The sequence below is a fragment of the Terrabacter lapilli genome (genome assembly GCF_039531305.1).
Lineage (GTDB): Bacteria > Actinomycetota > Actinomycetes > Actinomycetales > Dermatophilaceae > Terrabacter > Terrabacter lapilli.
This window is the reverse complement of record NZ_BAAAPU010000003.1, coordinates 757,322-773,973: the sequence shown is the minus strand read 5'-3', so window position 1 is coordinate 773,973 and position 16,652 is coordinate 757,322. Positions and strand designations below refer to the sequence as shown.

Annotated in this window: 15 protein-coding genes; 9 read left to right on the top strand and 6 right to left on the bottom strand. The window is 72.0% G+C overall.

From position 1 onward, the window contains the following. Positions 1 to 14: 14 nt before the first annotated feature. From ABD241_RS04965 to ABD241_RS04955, 3 genes are all read right to left on the bottom strand, one after another. Positions 15 to 347, bottom strand: coding sequence for a TfoX/Sxy family protein (locus ABD241_RS04965; RefSeq protein ID WP_344059018.1), 333 nt, complete (start codon positions 345 to 347; stop codon positions 15 to 17). A 176-nt stretch (positions 348 to 523) separates the two neighbouring features. Continuing rightward, a complete protein-coding gene (locus ABD241_RS04960; RefSeq protein WP_344059016.1) occupies positions 524 to 1,891 on the bottom strand; it encodes an MFS transporter in 1,368 nt (455 codons plus the stop codon). 343 nt (positions 1,892 to 2,234) lie between these two features. Next, positions 2,235 to 3,374: a hypothetical protein gene (locus tag ABD241_RS04955; protein WP_344059014.1), complete on the bottom strand. Its 1,140-nt coding sequence runs from the start codon at positions 3,372 to 3,374 to the stop codon at positions 2,235 to 2,237. Between the two features lie 139 nt (positions 3,375 to 3,513). On the opposite strand from ABD241_RS04955, the gene ABD241_RS04950 reads away from it, so the two are divergent. The 4 genes from ABD241_RS04950 to ABD241_RS04935 all read left to right on the top strand — a co-directional run bounded on the left by ABD241_RS04950 (position 3,514) and on the right by ABD241_RS04935 (position 6,318). Then, complete coding sequence (locus ABD241_RS04950; RefSeq protein ID WP_344059012.1) at positions 3,514 to 3,717, top strand: hypothetical protein; 204 nt, start codon at positions 3,514 to 3,516, stop codon at positions 3,715 to 3,717. A gap of 61 nt (positions 3,718 to 3,778) precedes the next feature. Beyond that, positions 3,779 to 5,200 (top strand): cation:proton antiporter, encoded by a 1,422-nt coding sequence (locus ABD241_RS04945; RefSeq protein WP_344059010.1) that lies wholly within the window; start codon positions 3,779 to 3,781, stop codon positions 5,198 to 5,200. A 1-nt stretch (position 5,201) separates the two neighbouring features. Continuing rightward, on the top strand, positions 5,202 to 5,888 hold the full coding sequence (locus ABD241_RS04940) for a hypothetical protein (RefSeq protein ID WP_344059008.1): 687 nt from the start codon (positions 5,202 to 5,204) through the stop codon (positions 5,886 to 5,888). Positions 5,889 to 6,075: 187 nt separating this feature from the next. Next, positions 6,076 to 6,318: a hypothetical protein gene (locus tag ABD241_RS04935; protein WP_344059006.1), complete on the top strand. Its 243-nt coding sequence runs from the start codon at positions 6,076 to 6,078 to the stop codon at positions 6,316 to 6,318. 299 nt (positions 6,319 to 6,617) lie between these two features. Here the strand turns inward: ABD241_RS04935 and ABD241_RS04930 are convergent, their stop codons facing one another. Further along, positions 6,618 to 7,805, bottom strand: a complete 1,188-nt coding sequence (locus ABD241_RS04930) for an acetyl-CoA acetyltransferase (RefSeq protein WP_344059004.1) — start codon at positions 7,803 to 7,805, stop codon at positions 6,618 to 6,620. Positions 7,806 to 7,966: 161 nt separating this feature from the next. On the opposite strand from ABD241_RS04930, the gene ABD241_RS04925 reads away from it, so the two are divergent. Continuing rightward, entirely contained in the window at positions 7,967 to 9,511 is a 1,545-nt protein-coding gene (locus tag ABD241_RS04925) for an AMP-binding protein (RefSeq protein ID WP_344059002.1), read from the top strand. Between the two features lie 99 nt (positions 9,512 to 9,610). On the opposite strand, the gene ABD241_RS04920 is transcribed toward ABD241_RS04925, so the two are convergent. Next, on the bottom strand, positions 9,611 to 10,489 hold the full coding sequence (locus ABD241_RS04920; RefSeq protein ID WP_344058999.1) for an SDR family oxidoreductase: 879 nt from the start codon (positions 10,487 to 10,489) through the stop codon (positions 9,611 to 9,613). Position 10,490: 1 nt separating this feature from the next. Beyond that, a complete protein-coding gene (locus ABD241_RS04915) occupies positions 10,491 to 11,168 on the bottom strand; it encodes an NADPH-dependent F420 reductase (RefSeq protein ID WP_344058997.1) in 678 nt (225 codons plus the stop codon). A 129-nt stretch (positions 11,169 to 11,297) separates the two neighbouring features. On the opposite strand from ABD241_RS04915, the gene ABD241_RS04910 reads away from it, so the two are divergent. The 4 genes from ABD241_RS04910 to ABD241_RS04895 all read left to right on the top strand — a co-directional run bounded on the left by ABD241_RS04910 (position 11,298) and on the right by ABD241_RS04895 (position 16,611). Beyond that, the gene (locus tag ABD241_RS04910) at positions 11,298 to 11,894 is read left to right on the top strand and encodes a TetR/AcrR family transcriptional regulator (RefSeq protein ID WP_344058995.1); all 597 of its coding nucleotides are present in this window, start codon (positions 11,298 to 11,300) and stop codon (positions 11,892 to 11,894) included. Positions 11,895 to 11,999: 105 nt separating this feature from the next. Next, positions 12,000 to 13,022: a 3-oxoacyl-ACP synthase III gene (locus tag ABD241_RS04905; protein WP_344058993.1), complete on the top strand. Its 1,023-nt coding sequence runs from the start codon at positions 12,000 to 12,002 to the stop codon at positions 13,020 to 13,022. Continuing rightward, the gene (locus ABD241_RS04900) at positions 13,019 to 15,616 is read left to right on the top strand and encodes an alpha/beta fold hydrolase (RefSeq protein ID WP_344058990.1); all 2,598 of its coding nucleotides are present in this window, start codon (positions 13,019 to 13,021) and stop codon (positions 15,614 to 15,616) included. The genes ABD241_RS04905 and ABD241_RS04900 overlap by 4 nt, the downstream gene beginning before the upstream one ends. Beyond that, positions 15,613 to 16,611 carry an NAD-dependent epimerase/dehydratase family protein gene (locus ABD241_RS04895; protein WP_344058987.1) on the top strand — a complete coding sequence of 333 codons (999 nt, stop codon included), beginning with the start codon at positions 15,613 to 15,615 and terminating at the stop codon, positions 16,609 to 16,611. The genes ABD241_RS04900 and ABD241_RS04895 overlap by 4 nt, the downstream gene beginning before the upstream one ends. Positions 16,612 to 16,652: the final 41 nt, after the last annotated feature.

Below are 16,652 nucleotides of genomic sequence, written 5' to 3'. Positions count from 1 at the left end.
CGCGACCGAGCGTGTCACCTGCTCTTGGGCGGGAGCGAGCGCGCATACGCGAGCCCGCGTGAGACCCACACCTCGAGGTCGGTCTCGTCGAGGTCGCCGCTGACGCGCAGCCACCCGCGCATCTCCCGCCCGCGCATCACCATCGGCGTCACACGCGGGTCGTCGGCCCAGGGCTCGGGCCCGCCCGGGTCGACCCGGACCAGCAGTCCGCCCTCACCGCTTGCTGCGACGGCCATGTTGCCGTTGGCGAGGAACGCCAGGCCGCCGAACATCCCGTGCTCGAGGACGTCGTCCGAGCCGGCGACCTGCCGACGGATGCGCTCTGCCAGGTCACGGTCGTAGGCCATGCCTCGCATTATCGCGGGAGGTGCCACGCCTGACCGTCCAACGGAGCCACGAGGTGGGCGCCCGGTGGGCGCCCGGTGGGCGCCCGGTGGGCGAGAGGCCCTGACCGACGATCGTCGGTCAGGGCCTCTTGGCGACACCCGTTGGAGGGTGGGTGCGGCGTACCGGTCCGGGTGGGTCAGTGACCGCGGGGCTGGGCGAGCACGTCGGACGCGCCGGCGACCTCGTGGGCCCGGGCCCTGTCCGTCTCCGCCTCGCGGGTGAGCTGGGTGCGGGGCATGAGGAGCAGGGCGCCGAAGGCGAGGACGCAGCAGCCGACGATGTACCAGCTGATGCCGGTGCTCGAGTGCGTCTTGGCAAGGATCGCGGCCGCGATGAGCGGTGCCGGACCACCGGCGATGACCGAGGCGAGCTGGTAGCCCACGCCGGCGCCGCTGTAGCGCAGGTTCGTCCCGAAGCTCTCGGCGATGAGGGCGGCCTGGGGGCCGTACTGCATGTCGTGGAAGATCAGCGACAGGACGATGGCCAGCAGCACCAGGCCGGAGGACTTGGTGTCGAGCAGGCCGAAGTAGGGAAAGGCGTAGAGCGCGGTGCAGACGATGCCGATGCCGTAGATCAGTCGCCGGCCGAACAGGTCGGACAGGTGACCGAAGAGCGGCACGCTGATGAGGCCGAGACCCGCCGCGATCAGGGTGTAGTTGAGCAGCTCGCTCTTCTTCAGGCCCAGGTGCTCGGTGCCGTAGGTGAGCACGAAGGTGATGAAGAGGTAGAAGGGCGCCTGCTCGGAGAGCCGGACGAAGGCGGAGGTGAGGATCTCCAGCGGGTGCTCCTTGAAGACCTGCAGCAGCGGCTGACGGACGACCGCGTCGGACGCCTTCACCTCGGCGAACTGTGGGCTCTCGACCACCCGGAGGCGGACGTAGAGGCCGACGAGGACCAGCGCGAAGCTGACCAGGAAGGGCACTCGCCAGCCCCAGGCGGCGAAGGACGCCTCGTCAGTGACCCCGCTCATCAGCTTGATCATCGCCGTGGAGAGCAGCAGCCCGATCGGCACGCCGAGCTGGGGCCAGCTGGCCATCAGGCCACGGCGCTTGCGGCTGCCCCACTCCATGCTCATGAGGACCGAGCCTCCCCACTCACCGCCGACGCCGATGCCCTGGGCGAGGCGCAGCAGCGTGAGGATGATGGGCGCGGCGACCCCGATGGTCGAGGCCGTCGGCAGCACCCCGATCAGGAACGTGGCGGCCCCCATCAGCAGGAGGGTCGTGACGAGGGTGGCCTTGCGACCGACGCGGTCTCCCATGTGGCCGAAGATCGCCGCGCCGATGGGACGGGCGGCGAACCCGACGAACAGGGTGCTGAACGACAGCAGCGTCCCGCTGAGCTGAGAGCTGCTGGGGAAGAAGAGGTGCGGGAAGACCAGGGCAGCCGCCGTGCCGTAGAGGAAGAAGTCGTACCACTCGATGGTCGTGCCCACCGTGCTGGCCACCACGGCCCGACGGCGTTGGGTCGCGGCGGACTCGCCTGCGACAGCTGTTGCGCTCATGCCTTGCTCCTCGTTGAGTAATTGGCTAGGCCACTAGGCCGCTCGCCGTTGAGGCGAGATGCTCGTCCTCTCGAGGAACCCCTGTCAAGACTTGTACCGCAATATCCTCCGGATCCGCGCCGGAGAGCTGGCGACCGCACGACTCCGCCACCACGACGCCACCACGACGCCACCACGACGCCACCACACGGCATACGAGGCGTGCGGGGTGACGACCGCGACGGGCGGGGCGATGGAACGGTCGACGACGCCGCCCCTGGGGGGCCGCTGGGGGAAGGCGGGAAGGGCGGCGCCGCCATCACCACCGTAGTCACGAAGGCTCTGGACCGGAGCGGCTTCCCGGTCACCGCGGCGGCGAACTCCCTTCTGCCGTCTCGGTGTCCGGCGCGTCGCTCGTCGTGTAGGCGGCAGCCCGGACGGCGGCGTCCGTCTCCAACCCCGCGCCCAGCGCCCCACCGGTCGTCGCCAGACAGGCGGTGACCCACGCGATGCGGACGTATGCCGCGGCCCCCGGCTGGTGCCCGAGCACCTGACGCAGCACGGAGGAGTCGACGAGCAGCAGGGCGCCGAGCCAGGACACGACGAGCAGCGCCAGGAACAGGGCGGCCACGCCGAGGACCACCGTGGCGAGGGTGGCAGCGTTGAAGAGGGACACCTGGCGGCGCTGCCGCCTGGTCCGGGGCCTCTCCCACAGACCGGCGCCGAGCACCAGGGTCAGCGTGACGGCCAGGATCGAGCCGGCGCCCAGGAGGGCGAAGCGGGCGATGCCGTAGGCGTCGGCCAGCAGCCAGAGGTCGGTCGTCACCAGGGTGAGGATGGCGGTGGCTCCGGCCACCGAGAGCGCCCGGCTCAGGCCGATGGCGAGCCGCCACGGCCGGTTGGCGCGGACCATGGCGAGGAGCAGTCCGACGTTCCCGCCGATGACGCGTGCGGCATACCGGACCGCCGACTCGCCCTCCCCCTCCGGGGTGTCGCCGGCCAGCTGCCGCAGGGAGTCCCTGTCGTCGGTGCCGACCAGGGTCATCGCGACCTGCGCGAGCAACGTGGTCGTCCTGGCGCGGGTGTGCACGGTCCCGAGCGCCGGAAAGGAGACCACCCCGACCCCGTGGACGGGACTGCACGTGCTGACCACCGCGCGTCGGCCCTCGGTCAGGGGCAGGTCCGTGACGACGAGGACGAGGTCCCAGTCCCGTTCCAGCAGCACGTGCCTGGCCGCATCCATGACCTCGACCGACTCCGAGGGACCGGCGGTGACCGCCTCGCTCAGCACGGTCACCCTCCAGGCGACGTCCCCCACCCGCTCCCGGAGCGCCGCCTCCAGTCCCGTCTCGACCTCGGACCGGACGCCCGCGGGCAGCCGCGGTGCCACCAGTACGCCGACGTGCACGGCGTCGGACACGGCGATCGGCACGGTCGGGGCGATCGGGACGGTCGGGACGGTCGGGACGGGCGAGCTCGAGGGCGGCGTTTCGTCGCTGGGCATGGCGTTCAGTATCGGCAACCCGGAGGAACGCCCCAAACCGATGGCACGGCGCCGATCCTCATCCCCGGGGGCTGAAGCGCGGCACGCCGGGGTGGGCGACGGTGAGGTGACAGCCAGCAGTCCGGCAAGGAAGCCCACCATGCCCACGAGCCAGGAACGGCAAGCCGTCGTCGACGACGTCCCGGACGGCGAGTTCGAGCTGAAGAAGCTGCACCGGATGGGCGAGCACCCGGCCGTGGTCACCCTGACCCCCGACGACGGTGAGCCGGTCCGCGTGGCCGTCGAAGCCGCGCACCGGGCAGCACTGCTGGGCCCGTACGCCAGCCCGGTCGCCGCAGGCTGACGCAGCAAGGCACTGAACGAAGGAACTGAACGCAGGCGGTACGACGGAGGGGGCGAGTCGAGTGGAGGTCGGAGCAGTCCTGCTGGTCATGGTGGCGATCTTCGGGTGGGGCCTGCTGTCCGCACGGCTCGAGAGAGCAGACCTCTCGGCACCGATCGTGTTCACGCTGTTGGGTGCCCTGCTGTCAGTCCTCGGCCTCGTCGACGCGCCGGCCGTGCCGCAGACCCTCAAGCCGCTGGTCGAGCTCACCCTCGTGTGGGTGCTGTTCTGCGACGCGGCGCGGATCCGGGTCCAGGACCTTCGCCGGGACACCGGACAGTACGTCCGGCTGCTCGGCGTCGGCCTGCCCCTGACCATCCTGGCCGGCTGGCTGCTGGCGGTGTGGCTCTTCCCCGGTCTCGGGGTCTGGCTGGCCCTGCTCGTCGGGGCCGCGCTGGCTCCCACCGACGCGGCGCTGGGCATCCCCGTGGTGACCAACGCAGCGGTGCCCTCGCGGATCCGACGGCTCATCACCGTCGAGAGCGGCCTCAACGACGGCATCGCCACCCCGGTGGTCATGGTCGCGATCGCCGGCGCCGCGTCGGCGGAGGAGCTCGCCGGGGCCGAGAATCTCGTCGGCGCGTTGCTCGAGCTCGCCATCGGCGCAGCCATCGGTGTCGCCATCGGGCTCGCGGGTGGCTGGCTGCTGCGCCGTGCCCGCCGCGCCCGGTGGGCGGCCGAGGACTTCACCGGCATCGCCGTCCTCGCCCTCGCCGTGATCACGTATGCCGCGGCCGTGAGCCTGCACGGCAACGGGTTCGTGGCGGCCTTCTGCGGAGGGGTCGCGTTCGGGGCCGTCGCCGGTCGACGCGGCTCCGCGGAGCTGGTCTTCCTCGAGCAGGCGAGCGGCCTCGTCTCTCTCCTGGTGTGGACCGCCTTCGGCGCGGTCGTGCTGCGCATCATCGTCGACGGCATCAGCCTCACCATCGTGCTGTATGCCGTGCTCAGCCTCACGCTCGTCCGCATGGTCCCGGTGGCGCTGGCCTCTATCGGCGCAGGCCTGGACCGAGACACGGTCCTGTTCGTGGGCTGGTTCGGTCCCCGTGGCCTGGCGTCCCTGGTCTTCACCCTCATCGCCCTGGAGGAGCTCGGGGCGGGCGCGCACGAGGCGGTCACCGTCATCGGGACGGCGGTGCTGCTGAGCGTCCTGGCGCACGGCATCACGGCCGCACCGCTGGCCACACGGTACGGGCGCGCCGCCGGTCGGCGAGACTCGGGCGGCAGAACGGCTGCCGATCTCCCGGTCCGTGGGCTGCCACGACGAGCGCCCGGCACCAGCCCGCAGGAGGCACCCCTCGACGTTCCGGACGACAGCCCGGACGACAGCCCGGACGACAGCCCGGACGACAGCCCGGACGACAGCCCGGACGACAGCCCGGACGACACCCCGCCGAGGCGGGGTGAGCAACCGAGGGCCCGCGCGGCCCGATCGGAGGAGACCTGACATGACCCGGTCCAGCGGCGGCGACGTCGACGCGCAGGAGCGCCGCCTCAGAACCCTCACCACTCCCCGTTCGGCCGCCCTGGCGGGCGTCGCCTTCGCCGTCCTCTTCGGCGTCAGCATGGTCCTGCTCCGCCTGTCGATCCCGGACGACCCGCTGGCGGGGACGGCGTTGTCCGACTCGGCCCGGACGCGCCTCGGGGCGGCGCTCGGACTGATGCCGATCGCAGGCATCGCCTTCCTGTGGTTCGTCGGCGTGGTCCGCGACCGGGTCGGCGAGCTGGAGGACCGTTTCTTCTCGACGGTCTACCTCGGCAGCGGGCTGCTGTTCCTGGCCATGCTCTTCGTGTCCATGGCCCTGGTCGGCGGCATCCTGGCGACGATGGGGTCGGAGGTGGGCCAGACGAGCCAGCGGGAGATCGCCGCCTTCGCGCGTGCGGTGATGCTGCAGGTGACCAACGTGTACGCGCTGCGGATGGCGGCGGTCTTCATGATCTCGCTCGGCACCACGTGGTACCGGTCCGGGACGGCGCCACGCTGGCTGGTGGTGGCGACGTATGTGGTCGCGCTGTGCCTCCTCGTGGTCACCAACCTCAGCGTCTGGGTCGCGCTCGTCTTCCCCGGGTGGGTCCTGCTGGTCAGCGTCTACGTCCTCGTGACGGTGCGCCGTTCCGCGCGCCAGCCGCTCTGACGCTGAATGCTGTTCATGGGGCTGGTGGTTCATCTGTCCCGGGCCGGCCTAGTCGTCGACGTCGGAGAACTCGTCGCTCCCCCGCCGCGAGGCATCAGACGACGGTGGCGATCCGCCGCCCGGCGACTCTACGCCGTTCGCGACGCTGGGTTCGAACACGCGTTCGACCATGCGGCACACTGAGAGGATGGCTGGCGGATCAGGTCGGGGGCACGAGCACCGCGTGCCTCCCGTGCCGCCGAGCCGGAGGCACGTCTGGGTCCGGGGACCCCGTGAGGCACCCGGACCGCACCCGGGGGTCCTGCTGGGCTGGGAGCAGCGGGACGGACAGTGGTTCGCGCTCGTGAGCTACTACCTCGAAGGCGACGGCGTGCTCGCCCAGCAGTGGCTTGCGGCCGAGCTCGTGACCCGCGTCGGACAGGTGCCCTGACCTCGGGCGTCTGCTGCACTGCGCCGCCTGGAGTGCCCGGGCACACGCGATGATGGACCGGTTCCGACGCGATACGAGCTCGTGGACGGTGGTCTGGCCGGCGCCGACTGGGACAGCGTTCTGGTGCCCAGACTGGGGCTGGACCGAACATCCTGATCTCACGGGTTCTGGCCGGGTGCTAGATCGTGCTGGGATGCCAGACCCCGGTGGGGATCCGGACGCGAGCGTGCAGGTGATGGTGGCGATCGAGACCCGGCGATCTGCGTCACAGACGTTCGGGCCGACTGGTGCGAGGGACGTCAGAGGGCTTCGAGCACGCTGACGTAGTTGGCCACGGCCAAGCCGCCCATGTTGTGGACGGCCGCCCGGCGCGCCCCGGTCAGCTGCATGTCCCCAGCCGTACCCGAGAGCTGCATCGCGGCGAGGACGTGCTGCGAGACGCCGGTGGCGCCGACGGGGTGGCCCTTGGCCTTGAGCCCGCCGGACAGGTTGACCGGCAGCCGGCCCCCTGACTCGACCCAGCCTTCCTCGATGGCCCGTCGGCCCTCGCCGCGCGGCGTCAGGCCCATGACCTCGTAGAGGACCAGTTCGGCGATGGTGAAGCAGTCGTGCACCTCGGCCAGGTCGAGGTCGTCGAGGCCTGCCCCTGCCATGGACAGGGCCCGGTTCCACGCGGCCACGCTGCCGGCGAACTCGAGCGGGTCTCGCTTGGCGGCCGGGAGGAAGTCGTTGGCGTGCCCGAATCCGGCGAGCCGCACCGGAGCGGTGGCTGCGCCGGAGGTCGGCTGCGTGGTGAGCACGACCGCTGCAGCACCGTCGGAGACCGGTGAGCAGTCCGTGCGCCGCAGCGGCTCCGCGACGACCGGGTTCTTGTCGGACACCGTCTGGCAGAACTCGACGCCGAGGTCCTTGCGCAGCTGGGCGTAGGGGTTGAGCACGCCGTTGCGGTGGTTCTTGGCGGCGATGAGGCCGAGCGTGTCGCCCACCGGGCCGTACCGCTTCTCGTAGTGCTGGGCGACGTGGGCGAAGATCCCGGCGAACCCGGTGCTCGATTCGCTGCCGGCGAGCTCGTAGTCGGCTCCGAGGAGCGCCGCGCCCACGACGTCTGCCGGGGCGTGGGTCATCTTCTCGGCGCCCACGACGAGCACCGTGCGAGCGGTCCCGGCCAGCAGTGCCTTCACCCCCTGCTGGAAGGCCGCCGAGCCGGAGGCGCACGCGTTCTCCACCCGGGTGGCGGGCGTGTTGGCCAGCGAGTCCGAGACCTGCAGGACCAGCGACGAGGCGAAGCCGAGCGGCGCCATCCCGGAGTTGAACTGGCCGAGATAGATCTCGTCGACCTGGCCCGGCTCGAGCCCGGCGTTCGCGATCGCCTCGGTCGCCACGGAGACCACGAGGGACTCCAGCGTCTCCTCGCTCAGCTTCCCGAACCGGGAATGACCCCACCCGGTCAGCAGCACGTCCGTGCCGAACGTCTCACGCACACCCATGAGCCAGCTCCCTCGTCCCACGGACCCGCACGCGCGGGCCGACACCAGGAGGCTAACCACCCACGGCTTCGCAGCCATGGCCCCTCGCCACGCACCTCGGAGGACGACTGTGGGCGGACGGCACACGGCATACCCCGTCCTTGGCGTGGTTGTGTGGCGCGGTGTACGAGCACCTCCACGACCACCACCGCTGGATCCTGCCCGAGGTCCTCGAGGCGCAGGCACGCCGGCGCGGGGACTCCACGTTCCTCACCGTCATCGGGGAGGGATCACTGTCGTATGCCGCCGCCGCCCGGCAGGCGCGCCAAGTGGCCTCCCACTGTGTGACAGCGGGCATCAGGCCCGGCGACCGGGTGGCGGTGCTGCTGCCCAACGGACTCGACTTCGTCCGGCTCTGGCTCGGACTCGGGCGACTGGGGGCGGTCATCGTCCCGGTCAACACCGGCCTGACCGGGGACTTCCTCGCACACCAGCTGCGCGACAGCGGTGCGCGTGCGGTCGTCTCGGCAGGGCCCGCAGCGGAGGCGGTCGCCGACGTCATCGGCGGGGTCGACGGACTGCAGATGCTGGACCTCGACGGCTGGCAGCACGCACCGCAGTACGACGGCCACCTGCCGCGCGCCTCGGACACCGCCTGCCTGATGTACACCTCCGGCACGACGGGCCCGTCCAAGGGTGTGCTCATGCCGCACGCGCACTGCTACCTCTTCGGGCTGGGCAGCATCGAGGGCCTGGGCATCACCGAGGCCGACCGCTACTACGTCTCCATGCCGCTGTTCCACGCCAACGGCCTGTTCATGCAGCTCTACGCCACCCTGATCGCCGGCGCGTCTGCCGTGCTGCGTGCTCGGTTCAGCGCCACCTCGTGGCTGTCGGACATCCGCGAGCACCGCTGCACGGTCACCAACCTGCTCGGGGCCATGTCGCAGTTCGTCATCGCCCAACCGTCATCGTCGGACGACACGGACCACGGCCTGCGCGTCATCTGCCCCGTCCCCAACCCCGCACCCCACGAACGCGCCTGGCGCGAGCGCTTCGCCATCCCCGAAGTGGTCACGGCCTACGGGATGACGGAGGTGAACATCCCGCTCTACGGGCGGCTCGGCACCGCCCGCCCCGGCACCGCGGGCCGAGCCCTGGAGCGCTGGTTCGAGGTGGAGGTGCGCGGCCCCGACACCGATGACCGACTCCCCGCCGGACAGATCGGCGAGATCATGGTCCGCCCTCGCGTCCCGTTCGGCTTCATGTCCGGGTATGCCGGGCTGCCCGAGGCCACCGTCGCGGCGTGGCGCAACTTCTGGTTCCACACCGGGGACTCGGGAGTCATGGACGAGGACGGCTGGATCACCTTCGTCGACCGCACCAAGGACTGCATCCGGCGGCGCGGGGAGAACATCTCCTCCTACGAGGTGGAGAACGCCGTCGCCAGCCTGGAGGGTGTGGCCGAGGTGGCGGCGTATGCCGTCCCAGCAGGTGCCGAGGGCACCGAGGACGAGGTGATGCTCGCGGTGGTCCTCCGTGATGACGTCTCGATGGATGCCGGCGCCGTGGCCGCCCATGCCGACATGGTCCTGCCCCGCTTCGCCCGGCCCCGCTACATCGAGATCATCGAGGCCCTGCCGAAGACGCCGACGCAGAAGGTCCGCAAGCAGGAGCTGCGCACGCGTGCGATCACCTCGTCGACGTGGGACCGGGAACGGCACTAGCCCCCGAGGCGGTCGAGGCCGCGTCGCTCCCGGGCGTCGCGCTCGGGCCTCGCGCTCGAGCGTCGCGCTCGGGCGTCGCGCTCGGACGAGGGCGACACGTCAGGCCGCGGGCCCACCCGTGGCGTGCAGTCCCACGAGCTCGGCCGAGACCTGCCACAGCCGACCGGCGGCCTCGACGTCGTACGACGCCCGCGACGAGGGCTTGGCCCGGCCGTCGGCGAAGTACTTCCCGGAGACCTCGTCGAGCTCGGGCGAGGACGCAAGGTGGATGGAGGTCCTCGCGCCCTGCTCCGGGCTCTTCATGAACGGGCGCACGAGGGGCAGCATCAGGCGCATCCACCAGGCCGAGTCCTCCTGCCCGAAGGAGGTCCGGACCACTCCCGGATGCAGCACGTTGGCCGTGACGCCCGTGCCCTCGAGCCGTCGGGCCAGCTCGTAGGTGAACATCACGTTGGCAAGCTTCGACTGGTTGTACGCGCGCTGGCCGCGGTAGCTCCGCAGGCCCTGCAGGTCATCGAAGTCGAGGCGCCCCATGGCCTGCGCCCCCGACGAGACGGTGACCACGCGCGCCGGCGCGCTGGCCGTGAGCCGGTCGAGCAGCAGGTTGGTCAGCAGGAACGGGGCGAGGTGGTTGACGGCGAAGGTGCGCTCCAGCCCGTCCTCGGTGGTGTGCCGGGTGGCCCAGTAGCCGCCGACGTTGTTCACGAGGACGTCCAGACGCGGGTATGCCGTGAGCACCTGCTCCGCGACCGCGCGCACCTCCCGCTGCGCCGAGAGGTCAGCCGCGAAGGCGCGGACGTCGGGGGCGCCGGCCGCACGGATGCGGTCGGCGGCCGCGGCGGCCCGCGCAGGGTCGCGCCCGATGATGCCGACCGTGGCGCCGAGGCGGCCGAGCCCGGTGGCGGTAGCCAGGCCGATCCCGCCGGTCCCACCCGTGACGAGCACGGTCTTGCCGGCCATGGTCGTCATCGCGTCCATGTCAGCGCACGATGCTGAAGTTGAAGTTCGCGGTCCCGAGGGTGCCCATGAGCCGCAGCCACACCGGAAGCAGCATCTCGGTGCCACGCGCGCCGGTGATGTCCCCGAGGTCGATGACGTCGGAGTGTCCGAAGCTCTGCAGCAGCTCGGTCACGCTCGCCTTGGCCGCGGCATCGTTGCCGGCGATGAAGATCGTCGACGCCGCGCCGAGCTCCTTCGGGTTGACCATGAGGTTGGCGGTCAGGGTGTTGAGGGCCTTCACGACGCGAGCCTCGGGGAAGGCGCGCTGGATCTGCTCGCCGAGCGAGTCCGTGTCCTTGACGAAGAGACTGGGAGGGAAGCCGTTGCTGAAGTCGAGCGGGTTGGAGATGTCGATCAGCACCTTGCCGGCGAGGTTGTCGGCCCCCGCCTGCTCGAGGGCGGGCATGGCGCCGAACCCGCTGGTGGCGTTGATGACGAGCTCCGCGGAGGCTGCAGCATCAGCGAACGTGGCCAGCTGAACATCCGGGTGCTCCGCGGCCCACGCGGAGTAGGGCGGGTTGCCCATGCCGTCGGGCTCGGTCCGGGCGAGCGTCGCCTGAGGGTCGCGGGTGCCGACGGTGACGGTGTGGGCGAGACCGGACAGACGGGTTGCGAGGGCCTGGCCGACCATGCCGGTGCCGAGAACTGCGATCTTCACGGGTGCTCCTTGATGCGTGGACGATGTCGGCAGACAGACCTGTCTACCGATAGCGGGACCGTAGCAGACGGATCTGTCTACCTGCAAGGTATGCTGGGGCGGCACCCGTAGCGTCAGCCGAGGAGATCGATGTCCACCACCGCGCCCGTCCGTCCGAGTGCCGCCCGCGAGCGGATCCTGGAGACGGCATTCGCGTTGTTCTACGCCTACGGCATACGGGCGGTGGGCGTGGACCGGATCATCGCGGAGTCGGGTGTCGCGAAAGCCACCTTCTACAAGCACTTTCCGTCCAAGGACGACCTCGTCGTGGCCTATCTCGACAAGGTCGACGGCATCTGGACCGGCCAGCTGCACGAGGCCGCCGCCGCCGCCGGTCCCGACCCCGCCGACCAGCTCGTCGGCATCTTCGATGCCCTGCGGAGCTCGTGCCGTCGCGAGGGCTACCGGGGCTGCGCGTTCATCAACGCCGCTGCCGAGTCGCAGCCCGGCACCGCCGTGCACGACCGCACCGTGGCTCACAAGACGGCCGTCCTGTCGTGGGTGCACGAGCTGGCCGAGCATGCGGGAGCGCGCGAGCCGGGCGCACTGGCCCGGGCGCTGACGTTGCTGCTCGACGGGGGCCTGGCCAGCGGCTCGCTCGACGCCAGCCCGGAGGCTCCCGACGCCGCGAAGGCGTCGGCGCGCGCCCTAGTCGACGTCGCGACCCGGACCGACATCGCCAACTGAGCTCCAGGCTCCACCGCGCAGTTCAGAGGTCCAAATCGGCACGTGCGTGGTCGAATGAGGGGACGACACCTGGGCCAGCGCCCGACACGACAACGGGAGGGCCCGATGAGCGGAAACGCGACGTACCGTCACACCCAGGCTGCCGTGCTGTCCATCTGTGCGGTTGACGCCCCCGTGGTGGTGACCTCGCACGAGATGGACCAGCGGCTGTCGACCACCTACGAGCGCGTCGGCCTCAAGCCGGGCATGCTGGCGCGGCTCGCCGGGATCCACGAGCGCCGCTGGTGGCCCGAGGGTGTCAGCTTCACGGAGGGCGCGGCGACCGCCGGGGGCAAGGCCCTCGCGGAGGCGGGGATCGACGCCTCGCGGGTCGGCCTCATGGTCAACACGAGTGTCTCGCGTGAGCACCTCGAGCCGTCCATGGCGGTCCAGATCCACCACGCGCTCGGCATGCCGACGTCGTGCCTCAACTTCGACCTCGCCAACGCGTGCCTCGGCTTCGTCAACGGGATGCAGCTGGCCGCCACGATGATCGACTCGGGGCAGATCGACTACGCCCTCGTCGTCAACGGCGAGAGCTCGCGGCACACCCAGGAGGTCACCCTCGATCGCCTCTCGAGGCCGGACGCCACGGCCGACGACGTGCTGTCGCAGTTCGCGACCCTGACCCTCGGCTCGGGCGCTGCGGCGATGGTGCTCGGCCGGGCCGACCTGCACCCGCAGGGCCACCGCATCGTCGGTGGGATCGCCCGCGCCGGCACGGAGCACCATGACCTCTGCGTCGGCGACCTGGAGTGGATGCGGACCGACACTCGGGGCCTGCTCGAGGCGGGCATCGCACTGTCCCGGGTCGCGTGGCAGGACGCCCGCGCCGAGTTCGACTGGTCCGACATGGACCGCTACATCGCGCACCAGATCTCGCAGGTCCACGTCCGCGCCATGTGCGACGCGCTCGACATCCCGGCGGAGCGGCTGCCCCTGACGTTCCCGACCCGCGGCAACATGGGACCGGCCGCCGTGGCCTTCACGCTGGCGATGGAGGCGGAGTCGCTCGTCGCCGGTGACCGCGTGCTCATGATGGGGGTCGGCTCAGGGCTCAACGTGTCGTGCCTCGAGATCGCCTGGTGAGCCGCCCCGTCGCGCCACCTGCACCGTCGTGGCCCGGGATCGACCCGGCGTGGTCGCGTCGGGTCGTCGCACCCGACGCTGGCGGCACCCCGCGAACCTGGCACCTGCTCGACAACGGCGCCGACCCCGGGCACGGCACCCTGCTCTGCGTACACGGCAACCCCACGTGGAGCTACCTGTGGCGGCGCGTCATCGCCGCCGCCCCGCCCGGCTGGCGTGTCGTCGCGGTGGACCAGCTCGGCATGGGCCTGTCCGAGCGCACCGACCCTCGCACGCTGGCCGAGCGGGTTGACGACCTCACCAACCTCACGCAGCTGCTCGGCATCACGGGCCCCGTCGTCACCCTCGCCCACGACTGGGGCGGCCCGGTGTCACTGGGGTGGGCGCTCGCGCACCGGGAGCAGCTCGAGGCGGTCGTGCTGACCAACACCGCCGTGCACCAGCCCTCGACGGCTGCAGCGCCGTGGCTCATCCGGATGGCCCGGACCGAGGGGGTGAGGCAGGCCGTCTGCGTCGCGACCCCGACCTTCGTCCGCGCCACCACCGCCCTGTCCCGGCCGGCGCTCCCCCGCGCGGTGCGTGATGCGCTCGCCGCGCCGTACGCCTCCCCTGCCAACCGGCGTGCCATCGGTGACTTCGTGGCCGACATCCCGCTCGACCCGTCACACCCGACGGCCGCGACGCTCGACGCGATCGCGGAGGGCGTCACCTCGCTCGGCGTGCCGGCGCTGCTGCTCTGGGGTCCCCGGGACCCCGTGTTCTCCGACGTCCATCTTCGTGACCTCCGAGCCCGTATGCCGCACGCCGACGTCCACCGGTACCAGAACGCCTCGCACCTGGTGATGGAGGACGCTCCCCGACTCGCGGACGACGTCTGGCGGTGGCTCGAAGACGCTGTGCCACAGACGGATTCGTTGGCCGGGACCGCGTCGTCGCTGCCGAGCCGGGCCCGGAAGCGACCGGGTCACGGTGACGAGCCCGGCGTCGCAGCGCCGCTCTGGGCCGCGTTGTCGGCCCGCGCCGGAGACGATGCCCCGGCGGTCGTCGAGCTGGGAGGCCACCGACGCCGGGTGTCCTTCGACCGCCTCGAGCGGACAGTGCGTGACCTCGCCGGTGGCCTGGTGGCGACGGGGCTGCGCCCGGGTGACCGGGTCGCCCTCCTCGTACCGCCGGGCGCTGACCTCACCGCTGCGGTGTACGCGTGCTGGCGGGCCGGCGCGTCCGTGGTCGTCGCCGACGCGGGCCTGGGGGTCGCCCGGATGGGTCGTGCCCTGCGCGGCGCCGCACCGGACCACGTCATCGGCATCGCCAGAGGGCTGCTCCTCGCCCGGGCCATGCGCGTGCCGGGGCGCCTCATCAGCGCAGGCCCGCTCGACCGCGCCACCAGGCGAACCCTCGGGGCTCCCCTCGGCCTCGCAGACCTCGCACGCCTCGGCCGAGGGCGGCCCCTCCCCCCGACCCCTGCCGACGACGCCGAGTGCGCCGTGCTCTTCACGTCCGGCGCGACCGGGCCGCCGAAAGGTGTCGTCTATCGATACCGGCAGGTGCGGGCGCAGCTCGACGCGCTGCGCACGGCCTACGGGCTCACCGCCGACGACCGCCTCGTCGCGGCGTTCGCGCCCTTCGCGCTCTACGGCCCGGCGCTCGGGCTCGCGTCGTCGGTGCCCGACATGGACGTCACGGCGCCCGGCACCCTCACAGCAGTCGCCCTCGCTGACGCCGTGTCGGCCGTCCGAGGCACCGTCGTCTTCGCCTCCCCGGCAGCGCTGCGCAACGTCGTCGCCTCCGCGAACGAACTGACACCGCGACATCACGCGGCCCTGGACGGCATACGGCTGCTCATCTCCGCCGGTGCACCCGTCCCGCTCGGGTTGCTCCGCGACGTGCAGGCGCTCGTGCCGCGGGCCGAGCTCCACACGCCCTACGGCATGACCGAGGCGCTGCCGGTGACCGACATCTCCCGGGCCGAGCTCGAGGCGGTCGGGCCGGGCGAGGGTGTCTGCGTCGGTCGGCCGTTGCCCGGTGTCGTCCTCGGCATCAGCGCGTTCGACAGCACCGGGGGTGTCGATGCCGAGCCGAGCACCGACCCCGCGGTGAGCGGTGAGGTGCTCGTGCGCGCCCCTCACGTCAAGGACCACTACGACCAGCTGTGGGCCACCGAGCGTGAGAGCAGCCGCACGACGGGCTGGCACCGCACGGGCGACGTCGGTCACCTCGACGACGACGGACGCCTCTGGGTGGAGGGCAGGCTCGCGCACGTCGTGCGCACGGCATCCGGGCCCGTCACCCCCGTCGGGGCCGAGCAGCGGATCGAGCGTCTCGACGAGGTCTCGATGGCTGCCATCGTCGGCGTCGGGCCGGTCGGTACGCAGCAGGTCGTCGCCGTCGTCGTGGTGTCCACCGGCGCCCGCGTCGGACTCGCGGGGCCGGACCTGGCGTCGGCAGTCCGCTCGGCGGCCGGGGTGCCGGTGGCTGCCGTCCTCGTCGCGACCGACCTGCCGGTCGACATCCGCCACGCGTCGAAGATCGACCGGACCCGACTGGCTCGGTGGGCTGCTCGGGTGCTCGAAGGTGGTCGGGTAGGCCGCCCGTGAAGGTCCTCCTCACCGGAGCGAGCGGGATGCTCGGGCGGCAGACGGCCGAGGCCCTCGCCGGCCGCGGTGACGAGGTGACCGTGCTGCAGCGCCGCCCTTCGGGGCTGCGCCTGCCCGAGGTGCTCGCTGACGTGACGGACGCCTCCTCCGTGCTCGAGGCCGTGCGCGGCCACGACGCGGTCGTGCACCTCGCGGCGAAGGTCGACGTCGTCGGCCGGTGGCGGGACTACGAGCGCGCCAACGTGCAGGGAACGGCGAATGTCGTCGAGGCCTGTCGGGCCGTCGGTGTCCGCCGGCTCGTCCACGTCTCGTCTCCGTCGGTTGCCCACGCCGGGACAGGCCTCGTCGGCGCCGGCGCCGAGCCCGCCGACCCGCGGCGGGCCCGCGGCCACTACGCGCGCAGCAAGGCCCTGGCCGAGCAGGTGGCCCTCGCCGCAGACCGCGGCCCACTGGCGGTCCTGGCCGTGCGCCCGCACCTCGTCTGGGGCCCGGGTGACACGCAGCTCATCGGTCGGATCGTGGAGCGGGCCCGCGCCGGGAGGCTGCCCATCATCGGCTCCGGCGCCGCCCTCGTCGACAGCACCTACGTCAGCAACGCCGTCGACGCCCTCGTCGCCGCGCTCGACCGGTGCGAGTCGGCACGGGGCGAGGCATACGTCGTGAGCAACGGCGAGCCGCGCCCCGTGGCGGAGCTCATCGGGGACATCTGCCTCGCCTCAGGGGTCGCCGCGCCCACGCGCCATGTCCCGTTCCCCGTCGCCGCGCTCGCGGGCGTCGCGGTCGACGCCATCTGGGCTGTTCGGCTGGCGCTTCCCGGTCTGCGCACGCCGGGTGACCCACCGCTCACCCGTTTCCTCGCCGAGCAGCTGGCGACTGCGCACTGGTTCGACCAGCGCCGCACCAGGGCCGCTCTGGGGTGGACGCCACGGGTGTCGCTCGCCGAGGGCCTCACCGAGCTCGGTCGTGCACCATGCCGCTCCGGTCCTCCGGAGTGACCCCGGAGTGGACCCCGGAGACCAGGACCACGGGACTGAGC

What these genes read in the sequence shown, in the direction of transcription:
- ABD241_RS04965 (WP_344059018.1), bottom strand. Translation starts at nt 347, where the DNA reads ATGGCCTACGACCGTGACCTGGCAGAGCGCATCCGTCGGCAGGTCGCC.
- ABD241_RS04960 (WP_344059016.1), bottom strand. Translation starts at nt 1,891, where the DNA reads ATGAGCGCAACAGCTGTCGCAGGCGAGTCCGCCGCGACCCAACGCCGT.
- ABD241_RS04955 (WP_344059014.1), bottom strand. Translation starts at nt 3,374, where the DNA reads ATGCCCAGCGACGAAACGCCGCCCTCGAGCTCGCCCGTCCCGACCGTC.
- ABD241_RS04950 (WP_344059012.1), top strand. Translation starts at nt 3,514, where the DNA reads ATGCCCACGAGCCAGGAACGGCAAGCCGTCGTCGACGACGTCCCGGAC.
- ABD241_RS04940 (WP_344059008.1), top strand. Translation starts at nt 5,202, where the DNA reads ATGACCCGGTCCAGCGGCGGCGACGTCGACGCGCAGGAGCGCCGCCTC.
- ABD241_RS04935 (WP_344059006.1), top strand. Translation starts at nt 6,076, where the DNA reads ATGGCTGGCGGATCAGGTCGGGGGCACGAGCACCGCGTGCCTCCCGTG.
- ABD241_RS04930 (WP_344059004.1), bottom strand. Translation starts at nt 7,805, where the DNA reads ATGGGTGTGCGTGAGACGTTCGGCACGGACGTGCTGCTGACCGGGTGG.
- ABD241_RS04920 (WP_344058999.1), bottom strand. Translation starts at nt 10,489, where the DNA reads ATGGACGCGATGACGACCATGGCCGGCAAGACCGTGCTCGTCACGGGT.
- ABD241_RS04910 (WP_344058995.1), top strand. Translation starts at nt 11,298, where the DNA reads ATGTCCACCACCGCGCCCGTCCGTCCGAGTGCCGCCCGCGAGCGGATC.
- ABD241_RS04905 (WP_344058993.1), top strand. Translation starts at nt 12,000, where the DNA reads ATGAGCGGAAACGCGACGTACCGTCACACCCAGGCTGCCGTGCTGTCC.